Origin of the sequence: Neorhizobium phenanthreniclasticum (genome assembly GCF_040066075.1) — a bacterium.
GTDB classification, from domain to species: domain Bacteria; phylum Pseudomonadota; class Alphaproteobacteria; order Rhizobiales; family Rhizobiaceae; genus Neorhizobium; species Neorhizobium petrolearium.
The window spans coordinates 182,135-197,444 of the sequence record NZ_JBEAAL010000005.1 but is presented as its reverse complement, the minus strand read 5'-3'; the positions used below and the strand labels follow the sequence as shown (position 1 = coordinate 197,444).

The 15,310-nt window shown below is 59.8% G+C and carries 17 protein-coding genes, 1 tRNA gene and 1 pseudogene; 7 read left to right on the top strand and 12 right to left on the bottom strand.

The genetic code is table 11. The features are described 5' to 3' along the window. The first annotated feature begins 119 nt into the window (after window positions 1-119). The 4 genes from ABK249_RS09915 to ABK249_RS09900 are packed head-to-tail and all read left to right on the top strand — an operon-like array spanning window position 120 to window position 2,567. A complete protein-coding gene (locus tag ABK249_RS09915; protein WP_227703190.1) occupies window positions 120-389 on the top strand; it encodes a DUF2249 domain-containing protein in 270 nt (89 codons plus the stop codon). 12 nt (window positions 390-401) lie between these two features. Continuing rightward, entirely contained in the window at window positions 402-1,757 is a 1,356-nt protein-coding gene (locus ABK249_RS09910; protein WP_348862756.1) for a hypothetical protein, read from the top strand. Next, a complete protein-coding gene (locus ABK249_RS09905; RefSeq protein ID WP_348862755.1) occupies window positions 1,757-2,278 on the top strand; it encodes a DUF2249 domain-containing protein in 522 nt (173 codons plus the stop codon). The genes ABK249_RS09910 and ABK249_RS09905 overlap by 1 nt, the downstream gene beginning before the upstream one ends. After that, window positions 2,271-2,567 carry a metal-sulfur cluster assembly factor gene (locus tag ABK249_RS09900; protein ID WP_348862754.1) on the top strand — a complete coding sequence of 99 codons (297 nt, stop codon included), beginning with the start codon at window positions 2,271-2,273 and terminating at the stop codon, window positions 2,565-2,567. The genes ABK249_RS09905 and ABK249_RS09900 overlap by 8 nt, the downstream gene beginning before the upstream one ends. A 32-nt stretch (window positions 2,568-2,599) precedes the next feature. Here the strand turns inward: ABK249_RS09900 and ABK249_RS09895 are convergent. The 5 genes and pseudogenes from ABK249_RS09895 to nirK all read right to left on the bottom strand — a co-directional run. Continuing rightward, window positions 2,600-2,848 (bottom strand): annotated as a pseudogene (locus ABK249_RS09895) (ATP-binding protein); the annotation flags it as partial. Between the two features lie 295 nt (window positions 2,849-3,143). Then, window positions 3,144-3,590, bottom strand: a complete 447-nt coding sequence (locus ABK249_RS09890; RefSeq protein WP_037147823.1) for a pseudoazurin — start codon at window positions 3,588-3,590, stop codon at window positions 3,144-3,146. Window positions 3,591-3,695: 105 nt separating this feature from the next. Continuing rightward, window positions 3,696-4,391, bottom strand: coding sequence for a Crp/Fnr family transcriptional regulator (locus ABK249_RS09885; protein WP_037147826.1), 696 nt, complete (start codon window positions 4,389-4,391; stop codon window positions 3,696-3,698). A 154-nt stretch (window positions 4,392-4,545) separates the two neighbouring features. Next, complete coding sequence (locus tag ABK249_RS09880; RefSeq protein WP_348862753.1) at window positions 4,546-5,454, bottom strand: SUMF1/EgtB/PvdO family nonheme iron enzyme; 909 nt, start codon at window positions 5,452-5,454, stop codon at window positions 4,546-4,548. A 94-nt stretch (window positions 5,455-5,548) separates the two neighbouring features. Then, window positions 5,549-6,682, bottom strand: a complete 1,134-nt coding sequence (gene nirK / locus ABK249_RS09875; RefSeq protein WP_227703195.1) for a copper-containing nitrite reductase — start codon at window positions 6,680-6,682, stop codon at window positions 5,549-5,551. Window positions 6,683-6,863: 181 nt separating this feature from the next. On the opposite strand from nirK, the gene ABK249_RS09870 reads away from it, so the two are divergent. Continuing rightward, a complete protein-coding gene (locus tag ABK249_RS09870) occupies window positions 6,864-8,078 on the top strand; it encodes an NnrS family protein (protein ID WP_348862751.1) in 1,215 nt (404 codons plus the stop codon). A gap of 123 nt (window positions 8,079-8,201) precedes the next feature. Next, window positions 8,202-8,885 carry an FkbM family methyltransferase gene (locus ABK249_RS09865; RefSeq protein WP_348862750.1) on the top strand — a complete coding sequence of 228 codons (684 nt, stop codon included), beginning with the start codon at window positions 8,202-8,204 and terminating at the stop codon, window positions 8,883-8,885. 354 nt (window positions 8,886-9,239) lie between these two features. Here the strand turns inward: ABK249_RS09865 and ABK249_RS09860 are convergent. Continuing rightward, a tRNA-Ile gene (locus tag ABK249_RS09860) sits at window positions 9,240-9,315 on the bottom strand. A 241-nt stretch (window positions 9,316-9,556) separates the two neighbouring features. Here ABK249_RS09860 and ABK249_RS09855 point away from each other — a divergent pair. Further along, entirely contained in the window at window positions 9,557-10,303 is a 747-nt protein-coding gene (locus ABK249_RS09855) for an SIMPL domain-containing protein (RefSeq protein WP_037147906.1), read from the top strand. A gap of 92 nt (window positions 10,304-10,395) precedes the next feature. Here the strand turns inward: ABK249_RS09855 and ABK249_RS09850 are convergent, their stop codons facing one another. From ABK249_RS09850 to recQ, 6 genes are all read right to left on the bottom strand, one after another. Beyond that, window positions 10,396-10,728 carry a hypothetical protein gene (locus ABK249_RS09850; RefSeq protein ID WP_037147908.1) on the bottom strand — a complete coding sequence of 111 codons (333 nt, stop codon included), beginning with the start codon at window positions 10,726-10,728 and terminating at the stop codon, window positions 10,396-10,398. Between the two features lie 140 nt (window positions 10,729-10,868). After that, on the bottom strand, window positions 10,869-11,291 hold the full coding sequence (locus ABK249_RS09845) for a secondary thiamine-phosphate synthase enzyme YjbQ (protein ID WP_348862747.1): 423 nt from the start codon (window positions 11,289-11,291) through the stop codon (window positions 10,869-10,871). Window positions 11,292-11,347: 56 nt separating this feature from the next. Next, complete coding sequence (locus ABK249_RS09840) at window positions 11,348-11,701, bottom strand: DUF1428 domain-containing protein (RefSeq protein ID WP_037147912.1); 354 nt, start codon at window positions 11,699-11,701, stop codon at window positions 11,348-11,350. Between the two features lie 94 nt (window positions 11,702-11,795). Next, window positions 11,796-12,194: a DUF427 domain-containing protein gene (locus ABK249_RS09835; RefSeq protein WP_037147914.1), complete on the bottom strand. Its 399-nt coding sequence runs from the start codon at window positions 12,192-12,194 to the stop codon at window positions 11,796-11,798. Between the two features lie 111 nt (window positions 12,195-12,305). Continuing rightward, entirely contained in the window at window positions 12,306-13,346 is a 1,041-nt protein-coding gene (locus ABK249_RS09830; protein WP_037147915.1) for a zinc-dependent alcohol dehydrogenase family protein, read from the bottom strand. A 51-nt stretch (window positions 13,347-13,397) separates the two neighbouring features. After that, window positions 13,398-15,275 carry a DNA helicase RecQ gene (gene recQ / locus ABK249_RS09825; protein WP_348862746.1) on the bottom strand — a complete coding sequence of 626 codons (1,878 nt, stop codon included), beginning with the start codon at window positions 15,273-15,275 and terminating at the stop codon, window positions 13,398-13,400. Window positions 15,276-15,310: the final 35 nt, after the last annotated feature.

The following is a 15,310-nucleotide window of genomic DNA, read 5'->3' as shown; positions in this document are numbered from 1 at the left end:
GATTTTTGTAAAATGTTTGTCCCGCCACAAATTTCCCTGTCCGCGCCGCTGCTAAATCTTGAACGCGGCCGGGATCGGCCACGCCGCCGCGACAGTTTTGAAAGGCCAAGGACAACCCAGTGTCGGATATTGAGATACCCTCCGTCGACGTCAGGACGCTCGCCCCTGCCGAACGCCACCCGAAAATCTTCGGCGTGCTCACCTCGCTCGCCCCTGGCGGCATCATGCACGTCATGAGCGACCATGACCCGCGGCCTTTGCATTATCAGATCGAGAGCCGGTATCCGGAACAATTCGACTGGCAATACCTTGAACAGGGGCCGGATGTTTGGCGCGTCGAGATTCAAAGAGCCAAAGGCTCCGGCTGCGACTGCTGCTGTGGTCATTGAGAGATCAAAGCCATGCCCGGCGCCACCATTTCCCGCTGGACGATGTCTTATTTCGCAGCGGCATTGATCTGTCTGGTCGCCGGGCTGGCCTTGACCGCCTCGGGCTTCGGTTATCCGTCAGTCCCTATCGAGGCTCCGGAATCACTGGTGATTATTCATCTCATCGCGATTGGCTGGCTTGGTCTCCTGTTTGCCGGATCGCTGCTTCAATTCGTGCCGGTGCTTGCCTCCCGGCAATTGCAGTCGCCCCAACTCGCCCTGCCCACCTTGCTTTTGACCATCGGCGGGCTTCTTCTGCTGCTGACCGGATTTCTCGGGCTGGCCGACATCCTACCCTTCCGGGCATGGACGCTCCCGCTTGGAGGTGTCCTTCTGACGTTTGCTTTCGCAAGCCTCTGCTGGATGGTGATCGGCACGCTCGTCACAAACCGACCGCTCTCCCTGCCGGCAAAGTTCGTCGCGCTTGGCTGCGCGCCGCTGATCGGCGTCGCTGTTATGGGATTGCTCTTCACCCTTCCGCTTTCGGGCTTGTCCGATAATCCATATCTCGTCCGGCTGGTGCTGAAAGCCCCACCGGCCCACGCCTATCTTGGCCTCATGGGCTGGATGACCGTCACCGCTGTCGGGGTCAGCTACCGTCTCCTGGCGATGTTCCTGCTGTCGCCCGAGAAGGTCCGCAACACAAGTCGCGCGGCCGCCTGGTTGATGGTCGCGGCTCTTGCGGCGGTGATGTATGATATCGTCGTCGTGGGAGCCGGAGCGGGTGGAAAGTCGCCGTCCGATGTGGCCATGGCGATCGGAGGAATAGCTATCCTGCTCTACGCGATAGATATCTATTCCATTTTCAAGAAACGGAAGCGAAAGTCCGCGGAACTGAACGTGCTTTCGAGCCTGGTGGCAGTCGCCATGCTGGTTATTTCCTTCATTCTCTTCGGTGTCTCGATTGTGATCGGCAACTCGGCGGATATGGCGATCCCGGCTGCCTATCTGTTCACCTTCGGCTGGCTGACGGGCCTGGGCTTTGGGCAGCTCTACAAGATCGTCGCGTTCATGACCTGGCTGGAGTTCTACGGTCCCGTCCTCGGCCGGACCGCCGTGCCGCGCGTTCAGGACCTCGTGAATGAACGACGCGCATCGGTATGGTTCCTGCTCTACTTCAGCGCAACAACCATAGCGACCATCGCTTTGATTCATGATGTGCCGGACGTATTCAGATGGGTTACAATTGCCCAATTGATGGCCGTCTGCGCTCTTGCATTTGAATTCATCCAGGCCCGCCGCCTTACCTTGGTCCCGGCCTCAACCAAACTGCCGACGGGTAACGCCCTATCTCGGCTGTTTTTACCAAGCTTCAACGGGAGGTCATAATGCCCCAGGAATTCCAAGAACTCGATGTGAGATCGATCCTGCAGAACGGCGGCGAGCCGTTCGAAGAAATCATGCGCGCCGTCGGCGCATTGCATCCGGGTCAAGGCCTCAGGCTATTTGCCCCGTTCAGACCACAGCCGCTCTTTCGTGTTATGGACAGCAAGGGTTTCGACCATGAAGTTGTCGAGCTCGACAACGGAGATTTCGAGGTCCGCTTCGTCCCGCGCATGGAAGAAGAGGTGGCAATCTCCGAGAACGCGGTCTCGCCGGAACTCTGGGCGGAACCCTCCGTTGATCTGGATCTGTCCGATCTCGATCCTCCCGAGCCGATGCAGCGGATTCTCTCGGAGGCCGAAGCGCTGAACCCGGGTGAAGTCATCTTCGCCGTGCTCTCACGGGAGCCGGTCTTCTTGTTTCCGGAGCTTACGCGCCGGGGCCACCAATGGGTGGGCAATTTCGATCGGGACGGCAGCGCCTACCGGATCATGATCCGCATAGGCACTGGAGCGACCAATGCGTGAGGCATTTCAGCAGGCGGAGGTGATCGAGCGGATCAGGCAACAGCTCTCATCGGTCATCGATCCGGAGATTGGGCGTGGTATCGTCGAAATGGGCCTGATCTACCTGATTGAGGCAGGCCTTGCCGGCGATGTTCACATCATGATGACCACCACGACAAAAGGCTGCCCAGCTTCCGCCTTTTTGGCCGATGCCGTCCGCGCTTGCGCCGGATCGGTCATCGGCGTGACGAACGTCGACGTGGAGTTGACCTATGATCCTCCGTGGAATCCTTCGATGATGGCGCCATGACGCTCCCGAGCCCGACGCACGGACATCGTGTTTCATCCGTCCGTATCATGATATTCGCCGGCAAGCATGGGAAGAGTGAACCGGAAGCTTGCTCCTCCGGCGGCGTTTCTCGCAACCGATATCTCGCCACCATCCGCCTCGATGATCCTCTTGGATATCGACAGGCCTATTCCCATCCCTCCTGCCTTGGTCGTGACGAAAGGACTGAAGAGTTGCGAGGCGATTTCATCTGAAATTCCCAGTCCCGTATCGTCAATCTGAACGACGATCTCATCCGCACCGGTGGATACCCTGTAATGCAGGGCGTAGAGCAAAGTCTATGGACACCGCCATGACCGCCAGAGCATAGCCATGCCGGTCGGAAAGCGGATGCTTGATGAACGCATGCAGGGTTCGACCCAAGCACTCCGAAAAATTCGCTCGCAGGCATGAGATGAGCCCGCCTGATTGCCTGTGAAGCGGGTTCAGCTTACCGACTGCGTATCCGACAGGCCCGGACATTTTACGCACGCACCGTAAGCTTTCACCGACGACGGCTGAGGAGGAGAGCGCAGCCGCCGTCGGTACGCTGCCGGCTTACACACCAGCTGCAGCGATGTCCGCGTCCAGACGCTCACGTGCCTTTTTCGGCAGCTTGGCCGCCTTGATCGCATCGAGATTGGCCGGTGTGTCGCCCACGACGATCAGACCGATCATTCCCATGCCGACATGCGGGGAGCATTTAACGGCATAGGCGCCTTCGACATCGAAGGTGACTTTGACACTCTCGTTCATCTTGCCCTTGAAGGGCGTTGCACCATCCGGAATGAGACCATTGATGGTCTCGGCATTATGGGATTTGTCCGTCGGGACGAAAGTCACGGTATCGCCCTTGGCAATCTTCAGCGAGCTTGGCTCGAACACCATCACGCCGTCCTTGCCCTTGTTGAGCATGTGGACCTCAAAATCGGCGGCGGAAGCGAGGGTTCCGCACCCTGCGGCGATGATCGTCGCACCGATCAGAGAAACTAAAATATTCTTCATTGTCTTGCTCCTTTCGAGAGGCCTCGTGCCTCTGTTGGAGCCACTCTATCGCGTAGACGGAAGCGTTCTTTGACGCACCGCAAATTTCATACCGACTCCCTCCCCCTATTCTTTGGCGCTTTCTGCCAGTGCGAGCAAACCCTCGGCATCCTTTACCAGAAGCTTCTGGCGTCCGCCTTCGACAAGGCCCTTCGCCTCCCATGCACTCATGATCCGGGATACGGTGTGGAGCGTGGTGCCCGTCATCTCGGCGATATCCTGCCGGGAGATGGGAAAGTCGATGCGCACGGCGCCCCCTTCCTTCCTGCCTGCCTGCTTGACGAGCCTCAGAACTGCATGGGCCACCCGCCGTTCGACCTCCTGGGTGGATATCTCCCGAATGCGGGCATGGGCCTCCTCCAGGCGCTGCCCGATCGTCTGCATCGCAGTGACGGCAAGGCGCGGATTCCGATCGACGAACTGGGGCCATAGCTCCGTGGGCCAGGAAAGCGCAATACTTTCGGCGACGGCGGTCGCAGTACCTGGATAATCGGTGCGCAGAAGCGCTTTGGCAAAGCCGAAAAGGTCGCCGGGATGGACGACGCGAACGATGATCTGCTGGCCGTCCTCGGTGACCTGCGTGACTTTCAGCCGACCGTGCAGAAGAAGATAGAAATGCATCGCAGCCGCTCCCTGTTCGAAGACGGCTTCACCGGCCGGCACCCTGCGGGGGACCGCATGAGCCAGAAGGGCTTCCGTGTCGGCATCCTCCATCTTCTCGAATAGGGGGAAGGTTCGGACGAGGCTTTTGTCGATCTTCAACGGCGTGCGCTCCTGTAGCGGACCTTTGTTTCCGACATTTGCTCAGGAGCCGCGGCATCTGGATGCAAATATCGGAATCGGACCACTCGTTTCGGAGCGACCTTAGCACAACCCAGGGCGAGATCGAAGGCACGGCATTGCCGCGCATGCGCATTCAGGCGATCCAACCTGTATCGCGCAGCTTCCGCAGCAAAGGCGCATACCACCGAGTCGATTTGACAAGACGGAAGCCGAGATTGTCGGGCGGAGTTCCGACCGAACATCCCCCGCCTTTCGGATCGCGGATGAAGGAACTCACCGGTGAACGATGGCCGGCGACCGTGACATACACGCCGCATATCGCCTCCGAGGCGCGGACCGACCCGTTTTTGTAGAGATGCACGCGTCGGTGGCAGGTGGATGTCCACTCCCAAACATTCCCGCCGAAATCGGCCAGACCGAATTCGTTTTCCCCGAAACTGCCGATCGGACGCGGCACAGGATCGCGCTTGGATCTTTCCCGCGCCTCGCGTTCGTAGTCGGCGAGCCAGCGGATCGCGGGATTCTTGTTGTCGGGATCCAGCCCCAGTGCATCATCGGGAAAGCGCTTGCCGGCGGCCTGCGCAAGCTGCTCATCGGTGGGAAGTGTCCAGTAATCGCCGGTCTTGTCGGATAACCAGCGGGCATAGGCCACTGCATCGTCGAAGCTGACGCCGGTCACGGGGATCTCGACACCGGTGGCCGGCGGCGCATCGGCTGGGGCACAGCCGCCATCGAGCACGCAGGCGGCATATTGCGATGCTGTGACCTGATATTTCGTGATGGTGAGGTTATCAGCAGCAACCACGGCCTTCATCGGCGCATCGACCGGCGCCGTACCCTTCACGAATTCGCCGTCGCTTCTGTATTTATAGGCGCGCGGCGGCACGACAACCGTTTGCGGCTCAAAGTCCGCGCTCGTTGGGGGAGATGGTTCGAAGAACCCCGCCTGCTGGAATATACCCACGGATAAAACGGCGATCAGCGTGATCGGAAGCGCGGTACGGAAGAGCGAGTTTTTTGGCTTTTGGTTCGTGCATGACATGTTCGCCTCCTCGGGCGAAACTCTCGCTTCCGGAGGAAGCGCGTCTGTTTGAGGGACATGCGGGGCAGGCACCACCCTGCCCCGCATGTCCAAATCAGCTTCCGGTCGGAGCGACGACCGAAGTCATCAGATCGTCGTTCCAGTCGCCGGTGACCTTGAAGTGTGCCGCCGCGCCCAGCTCGAAGGCCTCGATCAGGTTATGGTTGACATAGGCATAGATGCCGGGCTGTTCGAAGGTGTAGAACGCCGCACCGGCCGTGCCGCCCGGAATGAACCAGGTTTCCTGATCCCGATCGGGGATATTGTTGAACTTGCCGGTTGCCCAGACATAGTCGCCGTGTCCGCCGATGAGGTGCGGGCGGGTATCGCGATTGGCCTGCGAATGGACGATCAGCACTTTTTCCCCGACCGCAGCGGTCAGAGCATTTTCACCGGTCAGGGCGCCGACCGCACCGTTGAAGACGATATGGGTCGGCGTGAGGCTCCGCATGACCTTGAGCGTATCCTCAAAGGCTTCGCCGGCGCTGTCGTATTTCTTGAAGTTACCGGCTTCGTCGCGCGGGACGTAGAAGTCCTGTTCGCCGACGTAGTAGACCTTGTCGTAGACGAGCTCCTTGCCGTGGCCGTCGGTCAGGCCCTCGCGGGGCAGGACCATGATCGCGCCGTTCATGCCCGATGTGACATGCCACGGCACCATTCCGGGAGGTGCGCAATGGTAGACGAAGACGCCGGCCTTGGTCGCCTTGAAACGCAGGACTGCCTTTTCACCGGGGTTGACGATGGTCAGCGCGCCGCCGCCCAGGGCACCCGTCGCCGAATGGAAGTCGATGTTGTGTTGCAGTTCGTTCGTTTCAGGATTGATCAGCGTCAGCTCGACATAGTCGCCCTGATGCACCACCATCAACGGCCCCGGAACCGATCCGTCGAAGGTCATGGCATTGATCTCCGTGCCTTCCTTGTCGATCAGCATCTTCTTCTCCTGGATCGTCAGGGTGAATTCGACGATCTTCGGCGGGCCATCTGCCTTCTGGGTGTGGGCGTGCACGAACGGCGGCTTGACGAGATCGACCTTCACCCGGCGCAGCGCCGAAAGGTCGGTCGGGTTCATCTTGGCCGGCGGGGTCTCATCCGCATTGGCGAAAGAAGCCTGTACGATCGGAGTCATGGCCCCCACGAAGGCGGCCCCTGCCAAAATCGAGCGTCTGGTCATCTGCAATTTGTCAGTCATGGTGCCTCTCCTTTGAAGCAAAGGACGGGGTTGATTGCCGTCCTGTTGAAAGAGAGGCTAAGATGGGTCCTGCGTATCTTCTTTGATGTGCAACAAACTTTCCCTTGTTTGCTTGCGTCTTCGCAAAGACCGGAAAACAAAGGTGGGAGATAGATCAGGCATCGATTGAAGGAATTTCGCCATGACTGATCTTTCCTCCCAGCAAGCTCGCCGCGGAGGTATCCCGCGCGGCCTGTCGCCGACCGCCCCCGTGATCTTCTCCTATGGCTTCAGGCCGTTCTTCCTCTCGGCGGCGCTCTGGGCGGTCGCAGCGATGTTCTTATGGATAGCAAGCCTGGGTGGGGTGATCGAGGTGGCGTCGGCCTATGGCACTGTCCATTGGCACGCGCATGAGATGCTGTTCGGCTATGCAAGCGCCGTGCTTGCCGGTTTCCTGTTGACGGCGGTTCCCAACTGGACCGGCAGGCTGCCCGTCTCCGGCTGGCCGCTTGTCTTTCTCTTTCTCGTCTGGGTCGTCGGCAGGTTGGGCTTCCTGCTCGCCGACACCGTTGGCGTTATGGCAGCCATCCTGGCCGATGGTGCCTTCCTGCCTCTCCTCCTCTTCATCTGCGTGCGTGAAGTTGTCGCCGGGAAGAAATGGAAGGATCTGAAGGTTATCGGTGGTTTGCTGGCACTCTCCACTGCAAACATCCTGTTCCATCTCGACGCAGCGGCCGGACAGCACCCTTCCGTCGGAATCAAGCTTGCACTATCGGCCTATGTCTCGATGATCCTCGTCGTGGGCGGGCGAATCATCCCCAGTTTCACCCGCAACTGGATCAACAAGACGGGCCGGACGGATTTTCCCATCGCCTACAATCACTTCGATACTGCTGCAATCTTGTGCGGAGTGGCTGCCCTGGCGAGTTGGGTGGTTCTGGGCGATGGTCCGGTTGTCGCAGCAGCCGCAGGGCTTGCCGCTGTGATGCATGCGGCAAGGCTTGGACGCTGGCGGGGCTGGACGACGACCGCGGAAATGCTGGTGACGATCCTTCACATCGCCTATCTCTTCGTGCCGCTGGGGTTCGCCGCCATCGCGGTCGCCGCCCTCGGTCTCTTCGACGAGACTTCCGCAATTCACGTGCTGAGCGTCGGAACCGTGGCAACCATGATGCTGGCCGTCATGACCAGGGCGAGCCGGGGCCATACCGGGCGGGTATTGACGGCCTCGCGGACGACCATCGCATCCTACGGAGCAATCGTGCTAAGCGCGCTTTTGAGACCGAGTGCTGCGTTTTTCCCGGAACACCTGAGCACGGTCTACGCACTGGCCGGCCTGGCCTGGTTGATCTCGTTCGGCCTGTTCGTTCTTGAATACGCGCCGATGCTGGCGCGGGTCCGCCGGAAACCGTTATAGGCCGCCACATTCATCACCTCTCCACCTGTCCATCTTCTCATCCGATTGGTTGGTGTATGCCCCTGTTGCGCTCACATCGCGCATAAGGTAGCGGTTGGAAACTCCAAGCTGGAAGGTGAAGACGTGGGAATTCGTACGTGGCTAGGCCTGAAGAAGCGCGCTCATATTGAGCGCCCTCATTTCTGGAATGAGCACAGTTTCTCTCAGATCCAACAAGATCGTTGGGTGATTGACGAACTCAAAGGCAAGCGCAACGGATTTTTCGTCGAGATCGGCGCTTATGATGGCCAGCACTTCAGCAACACATTTATGCTGGAAAGAGAATATGGTTGGAGCGGTATTTTGGCTGAGCCGAACCCGCTGCTCAGTCACTCTATCCGGGAGATCAGATCGAATCCGCTTTGTACGTCTCCTGTTGATGCTGTCACCGGGCGTAGCGTAAAGATGCGGTTTGTGGCGGCCGCACCGGCGCTGTCGTGCATGGCTGAACTCGCCGATAAGGACCTGCACGCCGAGGCGCGAAGCAAGGAAAGCGTGGAGATCGTGCAAACTACGATCAGCCTCAATGATCTGCTTGATACTTACAATGCGCCAAAAATGATCGACTTCATCAGCATCGACACCGAAGGAAACGAGCCGGATATTTTATCGACCTTCGATTTCAACCGGTATGAGGTCAGTTTATTTTGCATGGAACATAATAACACCGATTCCAACAGAAGACTTGACGAAATCATGTTGCCCAGGGGGTATGAGCGCGTCTATCGCGAATGGTCGCGATTTGACGCCTGGTATAGGAAACGCTAATTGGGGTTTCAACATATCACGCTTTCGATGATCCCGCCTTGAAGGCCGAAAATTAGGCTCAATCTGTCAAAGTATTCTGTTATTTTACTATATTATATCGATGTCAGCGGAGATATTGAGCACTGCCGCAATCATCATACGGTCTGGAAACCAACCCGATCGTATGCGGCTCCCCCAGCGCTCGCTGACAGGTAATCCTCAACAAAAAGCCGCGGCATAAACTCGACGAAAAGGTCGGCTGCAGGCGGCATAAAAAGCCGCTGAAGACAAGGCATTCAATTTTTTTTGAGAAGAATCAATAGACGGCGGTGCAAACAGCCTGACGAAAAAATCACGTCTACTACGAACTGGAAATGGTGGGCCCGGAGGGACTCGAACCCCCAACCAAGCGGTTATGAGCCGCCGGCTCTAACCATTGAGCTACAGGCCCGCCGTAAGGCAAAGGTAAGGCGCAATGGCTCGCCTCTCCTCAGGGGTCGCTCTACCGCAAATCATCAACGGCCACAAGTCGTTGCCGCAATAGCTTCACAATCAACCGGCACGTAGACCTGCCGAGGCGCGAATGTGCAGAATCGATTCCGGTTCGACAAGGCGCGCTAAAGGTAGGATATCATCGTAGCAGGCTCGCGGACCGACATCCCTTGCCGCTCAAACAGATCGGGGAGAATACCATGCGCCTTGCGCTTTCGTCGTCGCGTCTCGTCCTGGCAACCCTTTTGGCAGGCGCAGTTACCGCCGCAGCCGGCCAGGCGTCGGCGCAGGAGTTCCGCCCCCGCGACCCGGTTATCAGCATCTCGGGCGAAGGCGAAGCTTCGATCGCGCCTGACATGGCGGTCTTGACACTTTCCGTCGTGCGCAACGGGCAAACGGCCGAAGCCGCACTTTCGGCCAACAGCGCAGCCATGAAAGAAGTCCTCACTGCAATCAAGGCCGATGGCGTCGCCGATCGCGATATCCAGACGAGCAACTTTTCAATCTACCCCCAATACCGCCATTCCGAGCCGAAGAACGGCGTCGTTGATCCACCGGAGGTCGTCGGCTACGAGGTCGCCAACACGCTGACGCTGAAGGTCCGCGACCTCGATAAGCTTGGCGCCCTCATCGACCGCTCCGTCAAGCTTGGCGTCAATCAGGGCGGCCAGATCGTCTTTACGAACGACGACCCTGAAGAGGCCATGACCGAAGCACGCAAGGCAGCCGTCGCAAAGGCGCTCGCCAAGGCGAGGACGCTGACGGAAGCAGCAGGCGTCAAGCTTGGACGTGTCCTGGAAATCAGCGAGAATGCTGCCCGCCCGATGCCGCAGCCGATGATGCGTATGGCGATGGCGAAGGACATGGCAGCCGAAGCCGTACCGGTCGCAACTGGCGAAAACACCTATACCGTGACCGTCAACGTCACCTTCGCCCTCGAGCAGTGAGATCAAAAACAGACGCCCCCGCCGGTCGATGAGACCGGCGGGCGCTTTCCTCCGCCACCGGGCGATGGAGACGGAAGGATCCGTTACCCTTCCTAACGGCGGATCAGGGGGCAGCCGCGCACGTTGGCGAAAACCACGCGATCGGGGCCGCGTCGTCCGAAACCGACGACGGAGACGGTGCGGCGCGAGACGTCAACGACACGGGTGCGGCGCAGGCCCATGCGATCGGCCTTCCGCTCGGCAAGCCAGGGTGCGCAGCCACGCGGCCGGTGGTCCGGCCGCCAATGACGATCGCGGTCGCGGTCATGATACTGCACGTGAATGCCGAATTCCGGGCCGCCGGCAGCGGCAGTCGATGCAGTTGCGGAAAGGCCAGTGAGCGCGACGAGAGCGGCTATACCGGCTTTGACGATCATGCTGGTCATGGGTGTTTCTCTCCGAAATCCGGGCGGTAGCCCCTGGCCCGAGGTTGTTTCTCTCGCCGTTGCGGGCGATGGGCGTAACCCTAGATCCTCGCACCTGAACGAGGTCCGAATCCGGCATTCAGACATCATTCATCTGCTTTTCATGCGGAGAGATGCAGTACCACCTGGCGGGTATGCGGATAGTCTCGATGCTCGAAGAGATAGATGCCCTGCCATGTACCGAGCATCAGCCGCCCGTCATGAACGGGAATGCCGAGCGAAACGGCAGTGAGCGCCGCCTTGATATGCGCGGGCATGTCGTCCGGGCCTTCGGTCGTGTGCTTCACCCAGCGCATTTCGGGATCGTTCGCCGGTGGCACGAGGCGCGAGAAGAATGCCTTGAGATCGCGGCGCACGTCCGGATCGGCATTTTCCTGGATGATCAGGGAGCAGGACGTGTGGCGCACGAAGACGGTCAGCAGCCCCTCGCCCACCCCTTGGCCACGCACGAAATCCTGTACCGGCTGGGTGAATTCATAGAGCCCCTGGCCTCTCGTGGAAATCGAGATCACGGTCTGGGGCATGGGGCTTCCTTTCATCAGGTACCGGCGGATGCCGGCACCTTTAGCACCAAGCTGGGCTAGATCGACAGAAAGCTCTGGAAGCCACCGTAAATCATCCGTTTGCCGTCGAAGACTTCTTTCCAGTCGTCTCCGGCAAGCCGCGGATCGGCCATCACCTTCTTGTTGATCTCGTCACGACGGGCGCGGCTTTCGTAGGTGATCCAGGAAAAGATGACGATCTCGTCCTCCTTCGCCTGCACCGCGCGCGGAAATGATGTGAGTTCGCCATAAGGCACGTCATCGCCCACGCATTCCACATAGGTCAGCGCGCCATGTTCCTTCCAGACGTCGCCGGCAACGCGCGCTATCTTCTTGTATCGTTCCAGATTGGCCTTGGGTACGGCAACAATGAATCCATCGACATAGGACATGGTCGTCTTCCTTTAGAGCTGAACAATCCAAGGACGGTCGAACAACCGCAAATCCGACATGGCACCGAGATTTTTCTCTGTTGCCCTCTCCGCTTCAGAACTTTCCGGGTTCAGGAGACGAAAGTTCCTCGATCGAATCCACACGATCGGGGTAAAAAGCGACATGCTCCTTGATCCCTGCCACCGCCTCATAGGGGTTCTCGTAAGACCAGACGGCATTTTTCGATCGCTCGCCGCCAAGCGGGATGCTGAAATAGGAAGCCTCGCCCTTATAGGGGCAATAGCTCTCGTAGTCCGTCCGCTGAAGAAGCGACATGTCGACATCCTTGCGGGGAATGTAGTGCACCGCCGGATAGGATGCCTCCTGCAATGTCAGCGAGTTGACGCTGTCGGCGATCACCTTGCCGCCGAGCGTCACTCTCACCCGGGCCGGATTGTGCTTGACGGTGATTGGATGATCAGGCCCCGGAATCTTCTGCGCTCTTGTGTTCATGGCTTCGCCCTTTCGGCTTGGTCTTACAAGACCGGGATATAGGGCGCAGAGGGTCGTCACCAAGCGGCCACGGCGGAACAGTGCCGTCGCCGGTAGCAGACAATCGCCTGCCTAGAATGCCGTGATCACGCTGATTCCGGGCGTTTCGGATGTGTCGAGCGTCATCAGCGCCGGCACGGCGGCTTCCAGGCTGATCCGCCTGGCGATGAGCTGCTGAGGCTTCATCTTGCCCGTCGTCAGCATGGCGAGCATGGCGTCGTAACGCCAAGCCTGCATGCCGTGGCTGCCGTAGATCTCCAGTTCGTGGCCGATCACCTGCGCCATCGGAATTTTTGGTGTGGCATGTTCGCCGAGCATCAGGCCTATCTGCACATGGCGGCCGCGCCGGCGCAGGTTCTTGATCGAATTGAAGCAGGTGACCGGATGACCAAGCGCGTCGATCGAAACGTGCGCGCCGCCCTTGGTGATCTCGCGCACAGCCTCGACCACATCCGCCACCGAACCCGCGTTGATCGTCGCCACCGCGCCGCATTGACGGGCAAGCGCCAGCTTGTCCTCGGCAAGGTCGATACCGATCGCATTCGCCCCGAGTGCCGTGGCGATCATGATCGCCGACAGCCCTACCCCGCCACAGCCATGCACGGCCACCCAGTCGCCCGGTCCGGTGCGGGCCTGGTCGGCAACCGCGCGGAAAGAGGTCGCAAACCGGCAGCCGAGGCTTGCCGCCGTCGCATCGTCGATCTCGTCCGGCAGATGCACGAGGTTCGTGTCGGCATAGTCGATCGCCACGTATTCCGCGAACGAGCCCCAGTGGGTGAACCCCGGCTGGAACTGGTTGGGGCAGACCTGCTGGTTGCCGGAATGGCATTCGGCGCAGTGGCCGCAGCCGGAAACGAAAGGCACCGTCACCCGGTCGCCGACCTTGAAGCGCATCACACCCTTGCCCGTCGCGACGATCTTGCCGGCAAGCTCGTGACCCGGCACATGCGGCAGGCGGATATCCGGGTCGTGGCCCATCCAGCCATGCCAGTCGCTGCGGCAGAGCCCGGTCGCGCCGACCTTGATCACCACGCCGCCGAACGTCGGCTCAGGATCCGGAAGATTGCGGATTTCCGGCGCCTTTTCAAAGGCATCGTAGAACATGGCTTTCATGATGGCATTCCTTGTTTTGGTGGCGGCAACATAACCCGCTTCGCCGCGTGATCAACCGGGTGTTCGCCCCGACGGCTGATGCACCCTGATGACCTGAAGAAAAGCATCACCGTAGCGTTCCAGCTTGGACTGCCCGACGCCGGAAATGCCAAGCAATGCATCGCGGCTCTTCGGGCGTTCGGTCGCGAACGCGACCAGGGTCGTGTCCGGAAAGACGACATAGGGCGGCACCGACAGTTCCCTGGCGATCGCGGTGCGGGCGGCACGGAGAGCCTCGAAGAGTTCCAAATCGTGGCCTTGCAGCTGCAACTTGGCATTCGCCGAACTGGGCGAAGCGCTTCTCGCTGCCTTGCCCGTTGTCGGACGATCCTTGCGGAAGCGCACCTCGCGCTCTCGCTTGAATACGGCCCGGGCCTCCGGCTCCAACCTCAGCGCGCCGAAGGCGTTGTGATCGACGCTGACGAAGCCCGCAGCAAGAAGCTGGCGGTAGACCGATTGCCAGGTCTTCGAAGGGATATCCTTGCCGACACCGAAAACCGGCATGTCCACATGGCCGAAACGGGTGGTCTTTTCGTTGACGGTTCCGATGAGCACATCGATGAGGTGGCCGGTTCCGAAGCGCTCCCCGGTTCGATAGACCGCAGCCAGCGCCTTGATCGCGGCCTCCGTACCGTCCCAGGTTTCGACCGGCTTGAGGCATGTATCGCAATTGCCGCATCCGCCTTGATGCATCTCGCCGAAATGCGCCAGGATCGCCTGCCGGCGGCAGCCCGGCGTCTCGCATATCGCAAGAACCGCATTGAGCTTGGCACGCTCGACGCGCTTGATGTCGTCACCCGACGTGCCCTCGTCGATCATCCGCCGGCGCTGGATGACGTCCGCCATGCCATAGGCCATCCAGACCTCGGACGGAAGGCCGTCGCGGCCGGCGCGCCCGGTTTCCTGATAATAGGCCTCGACCGAACCCGGCAGGTCGAGATGCGCCACATATCGCACGTTCGGTTTGTCGATCCCCATGCCGAAGGCGACGGTCGCGACAAGGCAGAGGTTCTCATCCTTCAGAAATGCATCCTGATGAGCGTCGCGGACCTGCCGCTCCATTCCGGCATGATAGGAAAGTGCACGAATGCCCTGCCCGTTCAGCCATTCGGCCGTATCCTCGACCTTGGCGCGCGAGAGGCAATAGACGATACCGCTCGAACCCTTGTGGCGCGACAGGAAGCGCAAGAGCTGCTGGCGCGGCTGGTCTCGTTCGACGATCTCATAGGAAATGTTCGGGCGGTCGAACGAGGTCGTGAAGACTTCCGCCGAACGGAGTGCAAGCTTGTCGACGATATCGTCGCGAGTATGCGGATCGGCGGTCGCCGTCAGCGCGATGCGCGGCACGTCTGGATACTGCTCGGCGAGCCGGCCGAGTTCGCGATATTCCGGCCGGAAATCATGCCCCCACTGGGAGACACAATGCGCCTCGTCGATTGCGAACAGCGCGATCCGAACATTGCCGATCATTTCCCGGAAGCCGGGTGTGACGACACGCTCGGGCGTCACATAGAGAAGCTTCAGATCGCCGGCGGCAATCGCCCGGCGGACATCGACAAACTCTTCGCGCGTCAACGACGAATTGAGCGCTGCGGCACGTATGCCGAGCTGCTTCAGCGCCTCCACCTGGTCCCGCATCAGCGCGATCAGCGGTGAAATCACGATGCCGACGCCGTCCCGGCAGAGCGCGGGGATCTGAAAGCATAGCGACTTGCCCGCCCCGGTCGGAAAAAGCACGACTGCATCGCCGCCCGACACGACCCGATCGACGACGGCGGCCTGTTTGCCGCGGAAAGCGGAATAACCATAGACATGCTTCAGGACGGCAAGCGGGTTCCCCGCACCGTCGCGATCGAACAGGAGATCGGTCGTATTTTCTGTTTGCTGCATGGAATCGCTTTTACATGAATGCCGGCACTATGACA